At 36.3% G+C, this 20,282-nt stretch carries 17 protein-coding genes; 11 read left to right on the plus strand and 6 right to left on the minus strand.

The window, feature by feature from the left end:
* Window positions 1–95 precede the first annotated feature (95 nt).
* The 7 genes from H8718_RS02880 (at window position 96) to H8718_RS02910 (ending at window position 7,979) form a co-directional block, all read left to right on the plus strand.
* Window positions 96–509 carry a hypothetical protein gene (locus H8718_RS02880; RefSeq protein WP_249331451.1) on the plus strand — a complete coding sequence of 138 codons (414 nt, stop codon included), beginning with the start codon at window positions 96–98 and terminating at the stop codon, window positions 507–509.
* 261 nt (window positions 510–770) lie between these two features.
* Window positions 771–1,160 (plus strand): hypothetical protein, encoded by a 390-nt coding sequence (locus H8718_RS02885; RefSeq protein ID WP_249331453.1) that lies wholly within the window; start codon window positions 771–773, stop codon window positions 1,158–1,160.
* Between the two features lie 337 nt (window positions 1,161–1,497).
* Window positions 1,498–2,475 (plus strand): DHH family phosphoesterase, encoded by a 978-nt coding sequence (locus tag H8718_RS02890; RefSeq protein WP_249331455.1) that lies wholly within the window; start codon window positions 1,498–1,500, stop codon window positions 2,473–2,475.
* 85 nt (window positions 2,476–2,560) lie between these two features.
* Window positions 2,561–3,610 carry a MupG family TIM beta-alpha barrel fold protein gene (locus tag H8718_RS02895; RefSeq protein ID WP_249331457.1) on the plus strand — a complete coding sequence of 350 codons (1,050 nt, stop codon included), beginning with the start codon at window positions 2,561–2,563 and terminating at the stop codon, window positions 3,608–3,610.
* Complete coding sequence (gene pbp4b / locus H8718_RS02900; protein WP_249331458.1) at window positions 3,611–5,563, plus strand: penicillin binding protein PBP4B; 1,953 nt, start codon at window positions 3,611–3,613, stop codon at window positions 5,561–5,563. It begins immediately after the preceding gene.
* 74 nt (window positions 5,564–5,637) lie between these two features.
* Window positions 5,638–6,534, plus strand: coding sequence for an N-acetylmuramic acid 6-phosphate etherase (gene murQ, locus H8718_RS02905; RefSeq protein WP_177671455.1), 897 nt, complete (start codon window positions 5,638–5,640; stop codon window positions 6,532–6,534).
* Window positions 6,535–6,551: 17 nt separating this feature from the next.
* Window positions 6,552–7,979 carry a PTS transporter subunit EIIC gene (locus H8718_RS02910; protein ID WP_249331460.1) on the plus strand — a complete coding sequence of 476 codons (1,428 nt, stop codon included), beginning with the start codon at window positions 6,552–6,554 and terminating at the stop codon, window positions 7,977–7,979.
* Between the two features lie 485 nt (window positions 7,980–8,464).
* Here the strand turns inward: H8718_RS02910 and H8718_RS02915 are convergent, their stop codons facing one another.
* Window positions 8,465–9,109 (minus strand): glycerol-3-phosphate acyltransferase, encoded by a 645-nt coding sequence (locus H8718_RS02915; RefSeq protein WP_177671453.1) that lies wholly within the window; start codon window positions 9,107–9,109, stop codon window positions 8,465–8,467.
* Window positions 9,110–9,120: 11 nt separating this feature from the next.
* The gene (locus tag H8718_RS02920) at window positions 9,121–10,218 is read right to left on the minus strand and encodes an MGDG synthase family glycosyltransferase (RefSeq protein WP_249331462.1); all 1,098 of its coding nucleotides are present in this window, start codon (window positions 10,216–10,218) and stop codon (window positions 9,121–9,123) included.
* A gap of 582 nt (window positions 10,219–10,800) precedes the next feature.
* Here H8718_RS02920 and H8718_RS02925 point away from each other — a divergent pair.
* Genes H8718_RS02925 through H8718_RS02935 form a run of 3 tightly spaced genes read left to right on the plus strand, consistent with a single transcriptional unit; the run spans window position 10,801 to window position 13,511 of the window.
* A complete protein-coding gene (locus H8718_RS02925; protein ID WP_249331463.1) occupies window positions 10,801–11,757 on the plus strand; it encodes an ABC transporter substrate-binding protein in 957 nt (318 codons plus the stop codon).
* A gap of 24 nt (window positions 11,758–11,781) precedes the next feature.
* A complete protein-coding gene (locus H8718_RS02930) occupies window positions 11,782–12,729 on the plus strand; it encodes an ABC transporter permease (protein ID WP_249331464.1) in 948 nt (315 codons plus the stop codon).
* A complete protein-coding gene (locus H8718_RS02935; protein ID WP_249331466.1) occupies window positions 12,717–13,511 on the plus strand; it encodes an ABC transporter ATP-binding protein in 795 nt (264 codons plus the stop codon). Before H8718_RS02930 ends, H8718_RS02935 begins: the two co-directional genes overlap by 13 nt.
* Window positions 13,512–13,636: 125 nt before the next feature.
* Here H8718_RS02935 and H8718_RS02940 read toward each other — a convergent pair whose 3' ends face one another.
* From H8718_RS02940 to H8718_RS02955, 4 genes are all read right to left on the minus strand, one after another.
* Window positions 13,637–14,149, minus strand: a complete 513-nt coding sequence (locus H8718_RS02940) for a DUF4430 domain-containing protein (protein ID WP_249331468.1) — start codon at window positions 14,147–14,149, stop codon at window positions 13,637–13,639.
* Window positions 14,150–14,213: 64 nt separating this feature from the next.
* Window positions 14,214–14,900, minus strand: coding sequence for an ECF transporter S component (locus H8718_RS02945; RefSeq protein ID WP_249331469.1), 687 nt, complete (start codon window positions 14,898–14,900; stop codon window positions 14,214–14,216).
* Window positions 14,887–16,515 (minus strand): ABC transporter ATP-binding protein, encoded by a 1,629-nt coding sequence (locus H8718_RS02950; RefSeq protein ID WP_249331471.1) that lies wholly within the window; start codon window positions 16,513–16,515, stop codon window positions 14,887–14,889. The genes H8718_RS02945 and H8718_RS02950 overlap by 14 nt, the downstream gene beginning before the upstream one ends.
* Window positions 16,488–17,351, minus strand: coding sequence for an energy-coupling factor transporter transmembrane component T (locus H8718_RS02955; protein ID WP_249331473.1), 864 nt, complete (start codon window positions 17,349–17,351; stop codon window positions 16,488–16,490). Before H8718_RS02955 ends, H8718_RS02950 begins: the two co-directional genes overlap by 28 nt.
* 181 nt (window positions 17,352–17,532) lie before the next feature.
* On the opposite strand from H8718_RS02955, the gene H8718_RS02960 reads away from it, so the two are divergent.
* Window positions 17,533–19,998: a CoA-disulfide reductase gene (locus H8718_RS02960; protein ID WP_249331474.1), complete on the plus strand. Its 2,466-nt coding sequence runs from the start codon at window positions 17,533–17,535 to the stop codon at window positions 19,996–19,998.
* Window positions 19,999–20,282: the final 284 nt, after the last annotated feature.

Here is a 20,282-nt window from a genome sequence, read left to right on the forward strand (position 1 = left end):
ACACATACAGTTTAGGTGTTCTTTTAGAAGATGGCAAACTAATAGAAATAGACTTCATAAGTAAATTTGATTGTCCAAAGATTTCTGCCACAGAGATGATACGTACTGATGATAATCATGCAGTATTTAGTTTTGTTTCTGATACAGCAGGGACTTTCTACTATGCACTTGGTAAAGCAGAACCAGCTAAACAACCAGAACAAGGCGAATTTAGTATCGTTAATGCAAAAGGTTTTACACTTCCAGCAACTGATTTCTTTGCAGAAATGGGTGGTTTTGAGATTGAATTAAACAGAGCAACCAAAGAACCTTTAAGGTTAGAAGATTTTACTATTATTTGCCCTAAAAATGGTAAATTAATATTAGGAAGATTAGAGACAGAAGATAACAAGACATATAAACTTCATATGAAAAAAGGTTATAATTTTGTATCTGGTACAACTTATAATGCAACCATTATATTTAATAATGGAACACAAGCTAGTAAGAAGTTCTTTGTAGATGTTTGAGCAGATGACGTTACTGAATTAGATTTAAAATTAACAACAGATAGTGCACTTCAAGTATCTTTCAAAGCAAAAGAAAATGGAAAAATTTATTATGATCTAACAGATGAAGATCAACAAAATAGTAGACCAAAAGATCCAACTGAACTTTTCGAAAAGGGTCAAGTACAAGAAATAACAACTGGATATAATATTTTAGAAGGAATAGTAGCCAAGGAAGGACAATGGTTCCGTTATGCAGTAGAGGATGAACTTGGTAATAGAATGACACGCTATGGCTATGAATGCGTTCCAAAATATGTGCCAGAAAATAAACCAGATGAATCAGAAGAATTAAAAGTTACAAATATTAAATTTAATAAAGATAGTGGTTATTATGGTTATGGTCAAATAGTTATTACATTTAATAGAGAAGTTCAAATTAACTCAGCTAATACAAGAGATGTTAAGATAACAAATGTTGATGGGAAATTTGCTGTAGATGCTCAATTTGATTACTTTGCACCTACAGATACTTTAAAATTAGACTTAAGAAATGTGAGTGGAATGGTAATAAATAGTGGAGAGCATCAATTTACTTTTAGACTTACTTATGAGGGCAAAGATGGAGGGCTAGAAGATAAAATATTTATTGAAACTTTCATTACAGATTAAATAAAAGTATCTTTTTTAGGTAGAGTTTTATAACTTTGCCTTTCGTTTTAGTAGTAAGCTAAAACGTTAGTAAGTATTAAATGTACAAGGATATAGGCTATTTTAATAAGTTGAAGAGCTATAGAATATGTGGTACTATTAGGACATTAGAAAACTTATAGTATAAATATTTTCTTATAAAAGATATATAATATATATAGTATAAGTAATCAAAAATATTAAAAGGCATATAAAGATACTGTTAAGTCATTCAATGCTAATAATAGAACTTAATAAAGAAAGGAGTTGCCTTAGGGCAACTCTTTTATTAAGTAGTATTTATTATAGGGAGAAGAAAATGAAAGTAAATAAATCAGTTATACAAGAAATTATTAATAAGATAGAGGAATATGATACAATTGCTTTATTTAGACATGTTTACCCAGATCAAGATTCTTATGGGAGTCAGGTCGCACTTAAAAATATGATCGAAAAAAGTTTCCCAGGAAAAACTGTTTACTTAATGGGAAAACATGATGAAGATTTAAGCTACATTGGTAAGATGGATGAGCATCAAGAAGAAATTATACTAGATGAAAAGTGTTTAGCGATTATTCTAGATGTAGGTGATTCTTACCGTGTAGATAATCAAGATTATAAAAAATGTGGTTATGTGATTAAAATTGATCATCATAGGCCATTTGAAGAAAGATTTGAAGATTTGTCATGGGTAGATATTGAGTATCCAGCTACAAGTTTAATGCTTGTAGACTTACTTATCGAAAGTGAAGGGCGCCTTCAAATGGATAAAGTAGGTAGAGAAGCATTATACATTGGTATTATTGCGGATACAGGACGTTTTGCCTTTGTCTCAAATCCTACACAAATCTTTGAAAAAATTGTTCATATTACCTATGACCTAGATACAAAACCACTTTATGCAGCATACCATAAGCGTAAGTTGAACGGAGTACAGTTCACAGGATATATTTATAATAACTTTGAGATTCGTAAAAATGGTGTGGCCATTCTTAAAATCCCAAGAGAAGTATTAGAAAAATATAATATGAATTATATGGTGGCAGCACGTATGGTTAATACGCTTCAAGATATTGATGGTATCGTAAACTGGCACTTCTTCGCAGAAACACCAAGTGGACAAATTATGAGTGAGTTCCGATCAAACGGACCGTGTGTAAATGAAATTGCAGCTCAATATGGTGGAGGAGGACACTTCTTAGCCGGTGGTGCTACACTTGATAGCTGGGATACGGTTGAAGCTATTATTGCTGACTTTGAAGAAAATTGTGGGAAGTTTAAAGCAGAAAATAAATAAGAGATAGATCGCTTGAGGACGCAAGTCTTAAAGCGGTCTATTTTTTATGTAAAAATAATAAGATGTCTTAGAGAGGGGGAATAAGATGGCGCATTTAGGTTACTCGGTATATGTCTCTACTTTTAGTCACCAGAAGGTATTTCTTAGAGCATTAGAGGATAGGGATTTTTATGTTTTCACTTCTTTACATATTGTCGAAGAACGGAATGAGCATTATAAACAGCAGGCAGAAGATATGCTTAGATGGCTAAAATGCAAAGGCTTTAAAGTTATAGCGGATATTTCAAAAAGGACATTAGCTTTCTTTGGGGAAAGGGATGTGGTGAAACTCGCAAAACGGTTAGGTATTACAGTATTACGAATAGACTATGGATTTAGCGAAGAAGAGATAATAGGGCTAGCTAAGGATTTTCCAATAGCGTTTAATGCTAGTACAATGCCCCTACCTTTAGTAAGAAAACTTAAGCAGGTATCACCACAGATTTTTGCAATTCATAACTATTACCCTAGGGCTTATACAGGGCTTTCAACAAGACAATTTCAACAAATCAATGGGGAGTTAGAAAAAGAAGGTATAGAGGTAGTAGCTTTTATTCCGAATAGCCACAAGAGTAGAGGGCCTATTTATGAAGGACTACCTACTTTAGAACATGAAAGATATGAGACATCGGCAGTGAATTATTTTGAGATGAAGCTGGATTTAAAGGTGACACATATTGTGTTAGCAGATTTAGGCCTAGAAGTTTTAGATGAGAAAATTATAAAGGAATATGAGACAAATAAGGTAGTGAGTATACCTTGTATAATAGATAAGAAATTTGAATATCTATATAACCAAGTTTTTACTATTAGAATAGATTCTCCAGATTGTGCCTATAGGTTGCAAGAATCACGAGAATTTGCTACAGCAGGAAGTATTGTGGAACCTTTTAATTGCCAAGATAGAGGTATAGGATGTATTACTTGTGACAATCTAAATTATGGAAGATACTCAGGGGAGATACAAATTATAAGAGAGTATCTTCCTAGAGATGGAAGAGTGAATGTTATAGGTAAAATAGATAAAGATTATTTAGGGCTAACAAAGTTTGTCCAAAATGGATGTCAAATCCAATTCATAAAAGGAGAGGGCTAAATGAAGAGAAAATTGTTAGCAAAAGGGGTAGTATGGACTCTAGTATGTACATCTATTCTAGGAAGTACAACCTTATATGCAAAAGAAGAAGTAGTAGGAAGTGGACAGATTACACAGCGCATATTGCCAGAGAGGGGAAGTTCAGCTTCTACTATTATTAATAACAGAGAATGCTTTAAAGCTTATAAAGGGCAGGGGACGCTTTATTTGACACTTAATCAGGTAGCGCATGCAAAGCTCTATGTTAATGGAAAAGAAGTAGATATAAGTAAGTTTATAGATCCTCATAGTAATCAAACTGTTGCAATAGATATTTCAGATCTTGTTCAAAATGGGGATAATACGCTGCAGATATCCGAAATAGAACCTTATGGAGCCACAATAGAAGTGAATATGGCCTACCCTACATTAAGAGAAGGAACACCTGAAAGTGTAGGCATCGATAGTAAAGTATTTGAAGTCATTGACCGTATTTTAGAAGCTGAAATAGGAGCAGGAGGCATACCTGGGGGTCAGCTATTAGTAGCAAAAGATGGTGTCATTATTAAAAATGAAGCTTATGGTGTTATAAAGGCTTATGATCATAATGGAAAAGTAGAACATAGTATACCTGTTACAAAAGACACCCTGTATGACTTAGCTTCTAATACGAAAATGTATGCAACTAATTATGCTGTGCAGAAGTTAGTATCAGAAGGTAAGCTGGATATAGATATGAAAATTAGTGAAATCATTCCAGGTTTTGCACAATTTGATGAGAAAAAAGAACAGTTGACACTAAGGCATTTACTCACGCATACAGCAGGTTTTATACCAAGTCCTAAGTATTCAGATGATAGCTATCTGCATCCTGTAGAAATAGATGGACAAATAGTCAATGTACTTGATCAGAATAATGATGGAAAAAATGATGTCTATACGCAAAATCCAGATGAGATTTTAGAAATGATTGAAAGAACGCCTTTAGAATATACGCCAGGTAGTAAAAATGTTTATTCAGATGTCGATTATATGTTACTAGGGCTTATTGTAGAGCAGGTAAGCGGGCAGAAATTTGATGTTTTCTGCCAGGAACAGATCTTTGAGCCATTAGGTCTTACGCATACCGTTTTTAATCCTTTGCAAAATGGGTTTAACAAAGACCAGTGTGCAGCAACAGAAATATTTGGAAATACAAGAGAGGGACAAGTAAACTTCCCTAATATTAGAAGAGAAGTTGTACAAGGTGAAGTGCATGACGAAAAAGCTTACTACAGTATGGGGGGTGTAGCAGGCCATGCGGGTCTCTTTAGTAATGCAGGTGATTTAGCTGTACTTATGCAGGTTATGTTAAATGGAGGAGGTTATGGCAATGTAGAACTTTTTGATCAGAAGACCATAGATACTTTTACGGCCCCTTCTAAAACGAATGATACTTATGGGTTAGGTTGGAGAAGGCAGGGAAATGGTGCTTATGCATGGTCCTTTGGGGATCAAGCACCTGATTCAACTATTGGGCATACAGGTTGGACAGGAACAGCAACAAGTATTGATAAAGAAAATGATTTAATCATTGTATGGCTAACCAATACCAAGAATACACCTATTGCAGACCCGGCTAAAGATGTAAATAGGATGGAAGGAGATGCCTTCCAGTTTGACGCAGCGGGTACTTTAAGTACACTTGTCTATGAAGGCATTATTGGAACCAGTGAGGAGGCTTTAGAAGAGTCTTTACTTCAGATGTCACTAGATCGTAGTAGTTTTTTGAAAGAAGCTGTAGAGAAAGATAAGAATTGTACAGAAGCGGATTATAAAGCTACGGTTGCACTAGCTGATGTACTTGTGAAAAAAGCTGAGAAGGAAAAAGATAATAAGGAAGTGTTAAGAAGGGCAAAACTGGCTTATGAAGCTTTACCAGACCATTCATTAAAGGAAGCATTAGGTGAGCGACTAAGTAAACTTAATAATTAAAGAAGATAAGAAAAAGGTGATAAAGTATGGAATAAGCTAATAAGCTAATTAAGTAAGGGGGGTGATTTATTTACATGCTACAATTATCTAAAATGACGACTGAAACACGTAACCCTAAGACACTAGAACTTGATGCTATGTCTACGACGGATATTTTGCATGTCATGAATGAAGAAGATAGACTACTTGCCGAGGCTATTGCTAAAGAGCTTGGACCAATTGAAAAAGCAGTAGAAACTATTGCCGCTTCTTTTGAAAAAGGTGGCAGGCTGATTTATGTAGGAGCAGGGACAAGTGGAAGGCTAGGACTCTTAGATGCAGTAGAATGCCCACCGACGTTTGGAACAGTGCCTGAGCAGGTAGTTGGTTTACTAGCAGGAGGGCATAAAGCGTTTGTAAAGGCAGTTGAAGGAGCAGAAGACAGTAAGGAACTTGGAAGAGGTGACCTTGAAGTCATTAAGCTTACAGACAAGGATACAGTAGTAGGAATTGCAGCTAGTGGCCGGACACCCTATGTAGTGGGTGCCCTAGAGTATGCTAATAGTGTAGGTGCTCCTACAGTAGCACTGGCCTGTAATAAAGAATCTGAAATAGGTAGGGTTAGTAAGATTGTTATTGAAGTAGTGCCAGGACCGGAAATTCTAACGGGTTCTACAAGGCTTAAGGCTGGAACTGTTCAGAAGATGGTGCTCAATATGCTTTCTACCGTCTCCATGATTCGTGTAGGTAAAGTTTATAAAAATCTTATGGTAGATGTACAGCAGACTAATGAAAAGCTTCATGTAAGAGCAGAAAATATTGTAATGGAAATTACAAGCTGTGACAGAGTAGAAGCCAGGAATTACTTAAAGGAAAGTGAAGGCAGTGTAAAAGTGGCTATTATCATGTATCTTGTAGGCTGCAAAAAAGAAGAGGCACTAGAAAAGTTAGAGAAGGCAAAAGGACATATTAGGGAAGCAATTAAGTTATAAAGATTAGGGGGATTGTTATGTCAAATAAAGAATTAGTAAGTAAGTTGGTTGAACTGATTGGGGGAGCTTCCAATATTGCTACAGAAACCCATTGTATGACAAGACTTCGTATTGATGTAAAGGATATGAAAAAGGTAAACAGTGAGGAGATTAAGAAAATACCAGGTGTATTAGGGCTTGTTATGCAAGAATCTAATATTCAAGTGGTACTAGGACCGGGAAAAGCAAAAAAATGTGAAGAAATACTTAAAGCAGAGTATTTAGGCAATGAGGTAAATATACAAAAAATAGGTGACTGGGAAGCTAACAAATTAGCTGTAAAAGGTGGACAGAAAAATAATAAACTAAAAAATGCACTAAAAGTCATTGGTGAAATTTTCATCCCTCTTATTCCCGCTATTATAGCAGCAGGACTTTTCAATGGATTTGCTGGCCTTATTACTAACCTTCAAAGTGGAGGGACATTACCTGCAAATGATGTTTGGAATACCATTGGCACTTTCTTATCTTTAATGGGTGGGGGCTTCTTAGGTTATTTTACAATTTTTACAGGTATCAATGCAGCTCAGAAATTTGGGGCAACACCTGCACTAGGCGGTATGCTTGGGGCTATGTCTATTATGACGCAAGTAGATGAGATTGCTAAAATTTTTGGGCTGTTTAATGAAGAATCCCCTCTAAATTCCATTCTTAGAAATGGTAAAGGCGGTTTGATTGGGGTGATTATTGGTGTCTATATTTTGGCCAAGATTGAAAAGGCAGTACGTAAACATATACCAGATGTATTAGATTTAATTCTTACACCAGTTATTACATTGATTTTGACAACTGCTGTTTTTGTTTTTGTGATTATGCCGGTATCAGGTGTAGCATCAGATTGGCTTATTGCAGGGCTTAATCTGCTTATTAATTCAAGTAATCCAATTGTTAGTCTGATTTCGGGCTATGTACTCGCAGCACTTTTCTTACCAATGGTGCTTCTTGGCCTTCATCATGGGCTTATCCCAATTTATGCAATTCAGCTTGAAGCCTTAGGTGGCGTTACGTTATTCCCAGTACTTGCTATGGCGGGTGCGGGTCAAGTAGGTGCTGCTATTGCCATTTACTTTAAAGCTAAGAAGGTAAGAAATGAAAGAATGAAACAAGTTATTGCAGGTGCTATTCCAGCTGGTATTTTAGGTATTGGTGAACCACTTATTTATGGTGTTACTCTTCCAATGGGTAAACCATTTATTACAGCAGGACTGGGTGCAGGTTTTGGTGGAGCTTATGTTATGCTAACAAAAGTTATGGCGACAGCATGGGGGCCATCAGGACTAGTAGCTGTACCACTTATGAAACCAGAATGTATGCTTAATTTTGTAATAGGTATTTTAATCTCTTATATAGGAGGCTTTATTATTACTAAGATTTTTATTAAAGATGAAGATGTAATGCGTATATAAGTAAAAAAGAAAGAGCTATAAAGAGATGGATTTACTTTGAAGAAGGAGCTGTTGCACAACGGCTCCTTTTTGGTATTTTAAGCATTGTAGTAGAGTATAATAGGGGTTAATGTATAAAATTATAAGGTGATGCACCTAAATCATCCTTTAGACTGTCTAATGTATGTAAGGCTTATACGGAAGAAAGGAAATATACTATGGAATTACTTATAAAAAAAGCCATGAAGGGTGATGCTGAAGCATTTGTACAGCTTATGGAGCTCAATGAAGTTTCTATGTACAAGACGGCAAAAGCAATTTTGAAGCACTAGAAGGAGAATTAGGTGATCGTTTCACACTCTATATTCCAACTCGAGATGGAGAAGAAAGTATTACTTTAACAAAAGTTCTACAATAGTTAAAAGGTCTAATTATAAAATGCAAAAAATAAGGAGTAGATTTCATAGCAAAGTCCACTCCTTATTTTAATGTAAAGGGGCTTCTTTTTATTCCTCTACATGGTGAGAGGAGATAAATTCTTCTGGTGAAACATGATGGAGTAAAAGTTGTATATGAAAAGGTCCTGGGTCAGGGGCTTTTAAGTGTTTGTAAATAATAAGAATGCCTATAAGTAGAGCACTTAGTTGTACATAGAGCTCGGGTGTAAAGAACCAGCTAGTAATGATGAAGGTAATCATAGTCAGAATGACGCGAGTGGAACAAGGGTTGATAATAATGACACATGAAAAAATGATAAAAATGAGTGCAAGAAGCAGTACAATATAATTTTTTGGAATAAGTGCCATAAGAGAGCCAAAGGTTACCGCGATACATTTACCACCTTTTCCAGCAAGCATAGGGGAGAAGGCGTGCCCAAGTATAGGTGCTAAAATAAGTAAGAGCGTCCATATAGAATCTAAGCCTATAAGAGATAGACCTAATACAACAGGGAAAAAACCTTTTAAAATATCTAAGAGTGTACATAGAATCCCAAGGCTTTTTTGTAATCTAAAGGCATTAGCTCCACCTGGGTTCGCATCTGTATGTAACGTTCTAATATCCTTCTTAAGTAGGAGTATAGGTAATAAGTAGGCGTACATAATAGAGCCTGATAAAAAGGCTAGTAAAACAACAATCAGTTTTATAAACATACAAATCCTCCTTAAGAGTGCATTAAAATATAGTCACAAATATCAGAAGTAGCTTTATGATTAAGAGTACGTGCTTGAGCCTTAAGCATTTGGTTTAAAAAAGCTGGATCTTCTAGTAAACGTTTACAAGCTGTAAGGGCTTTATCTGGTGTATCACCATCAAGAGAGAGGAGGTGCTTAGTAAAAAAGGCTTTATTGCAAGTTTCACAACCTGGTATAGGCGTAAGATGGACAAGAGGAGTGAGGGATACAACAGCTTCAGTAGAGGTAAGTCCACCTGGTTTAGTAAGGAGTATATCAGATGCTTTCATAAGGAGTGGGCTATAGTCTATGAATTTCTTAACATAAATATGGTTTCCTAAATGATTGAGCTCCGTATAAAGCTGATCATTATGACCACATACAATAAAGAAATTGACATTTTTTAAGTTTTTAGTAAGGTGTATAATAAGTGGTTTAATAGGGCCAAACCCCATAGAGCCACACATAATACTAATAAGAGGTTTATGAGGGTCAAGTTCTAGATTAGCTTTAGCAGCTTGTTGGGAACTAGGCTTTAGAAAATCTGGATGAACAGGTATGCCTATAGGAACAAGTGTACAAGCTTTTACGCCATGATTTTTAAACTCCTGAAGAAGTTCTTCATGAGGAATGAAAAAAGCATCCATTTCGCAGTCCTCCCAGAAAGGAATACAGGTATAATCTGTAGCAACAGCGTAAGTCTTAATGGGGAGGTCTGTATGATGTGTAATATAAGTTATGGCTTGAGCCGAGAAAAGATGTGTGCAAATTACCGTATCAATTTTTTCCTGAATTAAGTAGGTGATAAGTTTTTTAGTATATAGTGTATTAGCACCATAAATAATAGATTTAAATTTAGGTGTACTAATAAGGCCACCAGCTTTATACAGAAGACCAAATAAAGCTGGTGTTTTGACAGTTGTCTTGCTGTAAAGTTTTGAGATGACAGAGGAAGTGTCGGCAGGTGCAAATTTGAGTATATCTAAAAATAGAGTAGGAATTTGCATAAAATCAAGCTGAGCTTTAAGGGCAAGGGCGGCTGCATTATGCCCCCCACCAGTAGAGCTAGAGAGGATAAGTACTTTCATATTTTCACCACCTTATAAAAATGACTATGCACCTTTTTTATGTGTTTTATATAAACTATATTAATAAAGTACCAGTTTAAGAAGAGAAGTAATAAAAATAAAATATGTTTTGACAACTAAAATTCTATGAGTTATACTAGGATAAAAATATGAATTGAAACCTGTGATAAGGAGATAAAACCTTTAGCGCACTTACAGAGAGTTAGGAAAGCTGAGAGCCTAGCAGAAAGCGGATCGGACAAATGGACCTTTGAGGGCGTAGTGAAAAGCCTAGGCTTAGTAGCATACGACGCTGTGACTAGCGTTACTAGGTCAAGAATGTGATAGCATTCTAGTGAGGTGGGTTTATCTTTTTATGGGGTAAATCAAACAAGGTGGTACCGCAGATATAACATCTGTCCTTGAGTAAAGGATAGGTGTTTTTTTATTTGTCAAAAAAAGGAGGACGCTCATATGATATGAACTTTATACACTAAAAATCACATGACAGATAGGGAGATTAGCGTAGTTTTAATATAAAATAAGCTAGCCTCCCGAATAAAGTAATTCAATAAAAAGAATAAAATGTGGGAGGCCAAGAAAATGAAAAAAATATTTACTTTAACACTTACCATGATGATGGGATTAAGTATGTTAGTAGGATGTAGTACTAAGGAGGATCAGTTAACGATAGGAATTGTTCAGATTGTAGAACATACAAGTTTAGATATAATTCGTGAAAGTTTAGTAGAAGAATTAGGAGCTAAGGGGCTTGTAGATGGACAGAATATCAAAATAGATTATCAAAATGCACAAGGTGATCAATCTAACTTAAACTCTATATGCAAAAAATTTGTAGGAGATGGGGTAGATGTCATAGTAGCGATTGCTACACCATCAGCACAGGCGGCAGCAGCTGCTACAAGTGAGATTCCCATTATCTTTTCTGCTGTGACAGATCCCGTAGCTGCAAAACTCGTAACCAATTTAGAAAAACCTGAAGGAAATGTAACAGGGACATCAGATGCTATTCCAGTAGATGAAGTTTTTGAGCTTTGCCAGGAGCTTACTCCAGAAGTTAAGACTTTCGGATTCCTTTATACAACGAGTGAGGTAAATTCACAGTCTGTAGTAGAAGAAGCAAAGGCCCTTGCACCAGACTATGGTTATGCCTACGAAGAAGTGGCAATTACCAATACCTCAGAGCTTAAGCAGGCAGCTTATAGTTTAGCAGGTAAAGTAGATGCTATTTATACACCAATTGATAACAGTATTGCATCTGCTATGACAGTCCTTTCAGAAGTTGGGAAAGAAACGGAAGTTCCTATATATGTAGGGGCAGACTCTATGGTAATGGATGGGGCGTATGCTACAGTGGGGATTAATTATGAAGACTTAGGTAGACAGACAGGAGATATGGTCGCAGAAGTTTTAAATGGTAAGGCAATAAGGGATTTACCAGTAGCTACCCTTGATGAATTCCAAAAAGTCATTAATAAAACAACAGCTAAGGCAATTGGAGCACCAGAAACTTCAGAAGGTGCTTTAATCGTAGAATAGAGGATTTAAGAAAGGAGAAGTACCATGAGTTTATATACACTTACATCTTGCATAGAATTAGGCCTTTTATATGGATTGCTTACATTAGGGATATATATTTCTTACCGTATTTTAAATATTGCAGACCTTACAGTAGATGGAAGCTTTACTTTAGGCGCGGCAGTATCTGTTATGATGACTACTATAGGCCATCCTTTCTTAGGGATTCTCTTAGGTATGATAGCAGGTAGTCTGGCAGGAATGGTAACAGCCCTCTTGCATACAAAGCTTAAGATTCAGCCTATCTTAGCTGGGATACTCACTATGACAGGACTTCAGAGCATTAATATTAGTGTGATGGGTGGCAAACCTAATATAGGGCTATTGAATGTAGAAACACTTTTTACAAAATCAAGAGAGCTATTTGATAAGAATTTTGGAGGAAGTCTAGTAGGCTTGCTTATATGTACCCTTGTTATCATGTATATGGTACTTTTCCTTCATACACAAGTAGGACTTTCTGTAAGAGCAACAGGGGATAATGAGGATATGGTAAAGTCTTCTTCCATTAACGTAGATTTTACTAAGACCATAGGGCTTATGTTGGCCAATGCTTTAGTAGGTTTATCAGGAGCTCTGATTGGTCAGAATCAAGGTTTTGCAGATGCTAGTATGGGCATTGGTATGGTTGTAGCGGGCTTAGCTTCTTTAATTATAGGAGAAATTATTTTTGGAACACTAGCAGAATTGATTTTTCGCAAAAAGAACATTCTTATTCATGTTATTTCAGTTTTATTAGGTTCTGTAACCTATAGAGTTATTATTGCAGCAGCGTTGGAAATTAATATATCTGCTTCTAGCATGAAGCTTATTTCAGCTATTATTATTACTCTTGCCATTTCGTATCCTGTACTGAAAGAGCAACTTGCTTTTAACAGGAAGAAACGCTTACATGGTAAAGTAAGAAAGGAGAATGAAACATGCTCACTTTAAATGGAATCAGCAAAACCTTTCATCCAGGAACAGTGAATGAGAGAGCAGCTTTAAAAAATATATCTTTACATTTGCAGCCAGGTGATTTTGTCACTATTATTGGTTCAAATGGTGCAGGTAAATCTACTTTATTCAATATGATTTCAGGAAACTTTATAGTAGATAGTGGTGGCATTATCTTAGATGGACAGGATATTACTTTTATGAAGGAGCATAAGCGTGCCAAAGTAATTGGTAGACTTTTTCAAGATCCGCTTAAGGGGAGCGCGCCTTCTATGACCATAGAGGAAAATCTAGCACTTGCTTATATGCGAGGAACAGGATTTAAAATTGGTTTTGGTATGCAGAAAAAAGAGAAGAACTTTTTTAGGGAGAAGTTAGCTCAGCTCGATTTAGGACTTGAAGACCGCATGAAAACCAAAGTAGGATTACTCTCAGGAGGGCAAAGGCAAGCTGTAACACTTATGATGAGCACTTTAGTTACACCAAAACTACTGCTACTAGATGAACATACAGCAGCGCTTGATCCAGCTACAGCAGAGAAGGTACTTCAGATTACAAAGGAGATTGTAGAGGCTGAACATATTACAACTATGATGATTACACATAATATACAATCTGCTTTAGAACTTGGTAATCGTACCATTATGATGGATGAGGGGAAGATTATACTCGATATTAAGGGGAAAGAAAGAGAAGGTATGACGACAGAAAAGCTTCTTGAATGCTTTAAAAAGGCTAGTCATAAAGTTTTAGATAATGATCGTATGCTCTTAGCATAAAATAATCGCTGACAATGACTTTGTCAGCGGTTATTTTTATAATCTTTTTTCTTAATACAGCGTATAGCAATATTATTAGGCCAATAAAGAGAAAGCCCCATGCAAAAGGTATTAAGTCAAAATAATTATTTAGGTTCTACAAAATAATTGTTAACGGGTACTTTACGCCCACGTCCTTCAAAAATAACAGCAGGAGCGCCTACATCTCTACCGAGATCGTTGGTGTAAACCCAAGTAATGGTATCACCAGGGTTTACTCTATAAACAGCAGGGCCTTCACTAGGAAAGGTATTATTGACTTTGTAAAGCCAGCCACTAAGAGGACCATTATCTAATTGCGCAAGATTGTTAATAGAAGTTATATAGGTGCCTGCACCAGATCCACTTGTTTGATAAGCAAGGCGATTAGCTTGAAGACCTTTTACAGATGCAGAAAGAGCTGTTTCATTGGCGCCAATAGATACATTTGTAGGGGAGGCAACAACTGTTGTGCCACCAGGACCTAATACTTCGAATGTAACAGATGTACTAGGATCTATACGTGTGTTAGTTTCTGAATTTCTAAAACTTGAAGAAGCATTTTTATTTAAAAGTAAGTACGCTGCAGCAGCTGCAGCGGCTAATGCGGGAATTGCCATAATAAAATCCATCCTTTGCTGTAATATGAGTCATATTACATTTTATGCAAAAAATATCAAAGTGTTACGAGTGTAATAAGCCATACTTGATTTGTACACGTCCTAAAATTTGAAACCAACTTTTAGAAAAGAGTACAAGGAAAACGACATTTCCAATGGCATGAGATAAATCAAAATAAAGGGAAGTAGCCATAGAGGTTAGGAAAAGAGAAAGTGTAATTCGGTCAAAGAAAGCAAAAACAGACCAGATATTCATAATCCATCCAAATAAGAAACCCCATACAAAGCCAAAGAGACATAAGGTGAAAGAAGCTTTGTCATAAAGTTTATGGCTAAAAAGCCCACTACTTAGGCCCATCATACTCCAAGCAAACATCTGCCAGAGAGTCCAAGGGCCTTGACCTAAAATAAGGTTGGAGGCAAGTGCACTGAGTGCACCAACAAGAAAACCTGTTTCACCACCAAATATAACACCTGTCAAAATAATAATAAAAGAAGTGGGTTGTACACTAGGAAGTGCTGAAAAAGGTACACGTGCTATGGCACCTAAAGCAGATAAAACAGCAATAAGGATCACTTCTTCAGCACTTAGAGGGCGTCTTTCAAAATGCCAGATTATAGGGAGCATGCTCACAATAATCATAAAGGTACTTAATAGAAAAAAATATTGATTATATTTTAAAGATAAAAGAAGGAGTAAGGCGTCCAAAAAGAAAATTCCTATAAAGGTAAGAGGTTTAGTTACGGACAAGATGGTTCACCTCCTCTAAGGTAATGGCATGGGGGAGTCTAGCCTTTACAGTACGATGAATAGAAGTTGTATAAAATACGTTATTGCTGAAAAATGCAGTAGTAGGCTGAAGGGATAGGAGCTTACCACTAAACATGAGGGTAGTAAGTGTGGCATAACGTGCTACAAACTCCATATCATGGCTGACCATAATAATCGTTTTACCTTGTTGCAATAAGGCATTTAAGTACTGGGCAAGTTGCTTTTTAAAGTAAGGATCAAGTCCTTTAGTTGGTTCATCTAGAAGCAGAAGGTCTGGTTTAGTTAAAAGAACAGTAGCAAGGGCTACTTTCTGCATTTCACCACCACTTAAATCATAAGGGTGGTGCTCTAATAAAGGTTGTAAGGAGAGGAAAGAGATAAGCTTACTAAGCTCATCCTCCTCATCTTGTGAAAGTTTTTGAGGCAAAGCATTTTGAAGCTGAGAAAGTACAGTAGGTTCATGGAAAAGTGCCATAGGATTTTGAGGCAGATAACCTATAGAAGCTTTTGTCTTAATCTTTCCTTTAAGGGCAGGTAAAATGCCAGCTAACACCTTCAAAAAAGTAGATTTACCAGAACCATTACCACCTAAAATAGCAAGAAAAGCGCCCATAGGTACGTCTAAACGAATACGCTCTAAAACAAGGGGCGAATCTTTTGTATATTGAAAATAAATGTCCTGACAGCTAAGAAGTATAGGTACTTCTGAAGGTGAGGGGCTTGCTAATTCTAGCTGTAGGGGGTGGAAATATTCTTCGGGTAATTTATCAAACCATACTTTAGCTTCTTTAGGTGTAAGGGGAAGCTGGGAGGCTAAGGCTTCATGTTCAATTTGCATATAGAGCCTACTTACAGAAGGAAGATAGCCCATAAGAGAGGCTACATCTTTTTTATACAGTGTATAAATAGCCTCACGTACCTTGCCTGTATAAGTAAGCATACCTTTTTCAAGGACATAGACCATATCTACAAGAGGAAATACTTCTTCGAGATGATGCTCGGTCATAATAATGGTAATGGAGAATTCTTCATTTAAGCGACCTAGTATATTGAGAAAGTTCTGGGTAGCTATAGGGTCAAGTTGTGAGGTAGGTTCGTCTAATAAGAGGACATCGGGATAAAGTGTCATTACACTAGCAAGATTTAGAAGCTGCTTTTGTCCACCAGATAATTCAGAGGTGGATTTGTAAAGCCAATGATTAATGCCGAGAAAGGTACTAATTTCACCGATGCGCCTTTGCATCTCTTTAGGATCAAAACCTAGATTTTCCATCCCAAAAGCGAGTTCTTCATATACAGTAGACATGACAATTTGTTGATCCGGATTTTGAAACACCATGCCAATACGGCTAGCGGACTTGTCATTAGGAAGATGCTCAAGAAGCTGCCCTTCAAAAACTAATGTACCTGTACGCTCTCCTACAGGCCATACTTCTTTCTTAAGTTGACGAAGCAGTGTGCTTTTGCCAGATCCAGAGGGGCCAAAGAGTAGAACGAAGTCTCCCTTATGAATGGAAAGGTTAATATCTTGTAAGGTAGGTATAGGATGAAGGGGGTAGGTAAAGGTTAAGTGATTGATTTCATAAAGTGCCATCTTAAGTATTCCCTCATTTCTATCAGTAATGGTAAGGCTGTAAAAAGCAGGATACATAGAAAGTAACCCCACTGCATTAAAGAGTTAGGAAAAGTATTCATGTGTTCTAGAAACAGGCCTATGCTTAGGATGATAAGTAGAACAACACCAATGCCTATAAGTACATAGTCCCTATGGTCGAAGTTATAGAGAGTAGCAGAGGTCCTCTTATGTGTGCCATAACCTCTTGCACGCATAGACGAGGCATTTTCTAGGGATTCTTCAAGTGTCCAGCTTACAAGTGTATTAAGAGAAGTCATAGATTCCGTTATATGCTGCTTGTAGGAATGTTTAGACATATCTTTAACGAAAGTTTTGCGTACATCTATGATTTCGTGCATTCTTCGGGTAAAGAGGGGGATAAATCCCACAATAATCGTTAGGATAAAAGATATTTTGGGGATTATATTGCCAAATAAATAAAGAAATCTCTGAGGCGATAGAATCAGGTTATAACCTAAAAATAAAAAGAGGATATTAAGTAAGGAAAGTGCGAAAGTTACTCCGTACATGACTCCTTCTAAGGTTACGCTACGATTTTTAAGGTAGAACAAAACTGTAGTGCCATGTGTTGAGAAAATAGGATTTAGAATAAGGATAAAAAGAGCCATAAGGAGATAAAATTTAAGCTGTTTACGAAGGCTTCTTAAGTGGTCTAGAAAATAAAGAAGCCCAGTGGTAATAAGAAGGATCGTCAATAAATAGATAGGATTTTTAATAAGCATAACTAAAATAATCATGATGAGAAAATAGCTAAAAGCAAGAAGCGGATGTACACTTATAAAACCACTTTTCATTGTTATTTCCTACCTTTCCTTTAAGTTAACAGGATTAGTATGAGGAAGAGGTGACAAAATTATACTTTTGTGACCTAATCACAGAGAATTACATTAGAAACTTTTATACTTATTTATAAAGATATCTAACAATGAATAACCATGTATTTTAAATAGGAATAAGAGATAGAGGAGTGAAATTATGTCTAAGAAGATAGTCATTATTGGTGGTGTAGCAGGTGGAGCAAGTACAGCAGCTAGGCTAAGACGTATGGATGAGTCATTAGAAATTATCATGTTTGAAAAAGGAGAATATATATCTTTTGCTAACTGTGGTCTTCCTTATTATATAGGTGAGACGATCAAAGAACGTAGCCAGCTTATCCTTCAAAGTGTAGAGGGAATGAGTAGGAAGTTTAATCTTGATATTAGAAATCTTACAGAAGTGATAGCTATTAACAGAGAAGAAAAGACTGTTACAGCGACAGATTTACGTACAGGGAAAGTATATAAGGAAAGTTATGACGAATTAGTTTTATCTCCGGGGGCAACGCCTATTAAGCCTGGAATAGAAGGAATAGATGAGTGTAGTAATATCTTTACTTTAAGGAATATACCAGATACAGATAACATTAAACATTATATTGATGAAATGAAGCCTCAAACTGCTGTTGTAATAGGGGGTGGATTTATTGGGCTTGAGATGGCAGAAAATCTACATGCATTAGGTATAGAGGTTACCTTAATAGAAGCAGGGAATCAAGTTATGGCACCACTTGATATAGAAATGGCAAGTATGGTGCACTCACATCTTATTGAAAAAGGCATAAGATTAATTCTAGAAGATGGCGTTAAAGCTTTTGAGAATAAAGGCAAAAAGGTTGTTCTGCAAAGTGGAAAAAGTATAGAAACAGATTTTATTTTACTTTCTATAGGGGTAAAACCTGAGTCACGTTTAGCTAAAGAGGCCGGACTTGAAGTAAGTGAAAGAGGTTCTATCCTAGTAAATGATTACTTACAAACCTCTGATGAGCATATTTATGCTTTAGGAGATGCTATAGCTGTAAAAGATTTTGTAAGTGAGGAAAAGACTATGATTCCTCTTGCTTGGCCGGCGAATAGACAAGGCCGTCTTGTAGCTAATAACATTTGTGGACGTAAAGAAAAATATAAAGGGACCCTAGGTTCTAGCGTCGCTAAAGTTTTTGACTATACAGTAGCAACAACAGGAAATAACGAAAAAACATTAAAAGGGCTAGGTAGAAGCTATAAGACTATTCATATTCATCCAAGTGCACATGCTGGGTATTACCCAGGAGCATTCCCTATTGCTTACAAATTATTATTTGATCCACAAACAGGTAAAATACTAGGGGCACAAGGTGTAGGGATAGAAGGCGTAGAAAAACGTATTGATATTTTAGCAACAGCTCTAAAAGGTGAGTTAACCATCTATGACCTTCAAGATGTTGAGGTATGTTATGCGCCGCCGTATAATTCAGCTAAAGATCCAGTTAACATGCTTGGATATTACGCAGCAAATATTATAGATGGCTTAGTAGAAGTGGCTCAGTGGTATGAAGTAGATGGGGTAGTAGGTGAAGAAAATGTAATACTCGATGTAAGAGAAGAATTTGAGCTTGCTACTGGGAAAATAGATGGCGCACTAAATATTCCCCTAGGTCAACTTAGAGATAAGCTAGGTACCTTATCTAAAGATAAAACTTATTATGTGATGTGTCAGGTGGGACAAAGGGGATATGTAGCCAGTCGATTACTAAAAGAGCAGGGTTATAAATGTAAGAGTATTGATGGAGGTCTTAAAACTTATAGCTATGTAAAACGTGCCAAGTCAGATATAGCGCAACAAGAAGCCAAGCTGCGTATGCAACAGAATATGGAGCAGGTAGAAAGAGGAGAAAATAGGAGTGAGTACGAATTAGATACATGTGGTTTGCAGTGCCCAGGACCAATTAGTAAGGTTTATGAGCAGTTAGAGAAAATGAAAGCAGGAGAAGTTTTAAAAGTAAATGCCAGCGATCCAGGTTTCGCAAAAGACATTGAGGCATGGTGTGAAACGACACATAATGCCCTATTAGGGGTAAATTTTGATAAAAAGCGTAAAGCATTTACAGCTACTATTAAAAAGGGTGTAGAGCAAGATGAAGAGAAACAAAAAGCATCTATGTCAGTTCAAAAAAATGGAGCAACTTTAGTGGTGTTTAGTGGAGATTTAGATAAGGCTATTGCAGCTTTTATCATTGCAACAGGCGCAGCTGCAACAGGGAAAGAAGTCACCTTATTCTTTACTTTCTGGGGGCTTAATATCTTAAAGAAAAAAGATAAACCTAAGGTAGAAAAAGATTTTATAGAGACTATGTTTGATAAAATGCTTCCATCTCATACAGGGCAGTTAGGATTATCCCATATGAATATGGGAGGGATGGGCCCTAAGATGATTAAACAAATTATGCAAAAACATGGTGTAGATGACCTAGATACAATGATTGAAAATGCATGCCGTATGGGTGTCAAATTGGTAGCATGTGCCATGAGCATGGAGCTTATGGGAATTAAAAAAGAAGAGTTCATCGATGGTGTAGAAATAGGAGGGGTAGCCACTTATTTAGGCGCTGCGGACAATTCAGAATTAAACTTGTTTATTTAAAAGAATATTTTCCCCTTTTAAAGCCTATTATTCGTAGGTGTATCTTAATGAATATTATCGGTACGATTAAAGTGTTTGATTTAGTATTTGTTATGATGGAATATGAAGAAAAGAGCTAAAAAATTAACTTTCAAAAAATTCTTTTTATTATTATACTTAATATATTGGGAACAATTAGCTATGCTCTAGGTATTAACTGTTTCGTAGCTCCACATCATATTGCACTAGGTGGGGCTTGCTCTAGTTTACTTAGGTGCTTCTAATACACGAGCTACTTCTTATTA

The organism is Zhenhengia yiwuensis, from assembly GCF_014384995.1.
GTDB classification, from domain to species: domain Bacteria; phylum Bacillota; class Clostridia; order Lachnospirales; family Cellulosilyticaceae; genus Zhenhengia; species Zhenhengia yiwuensis.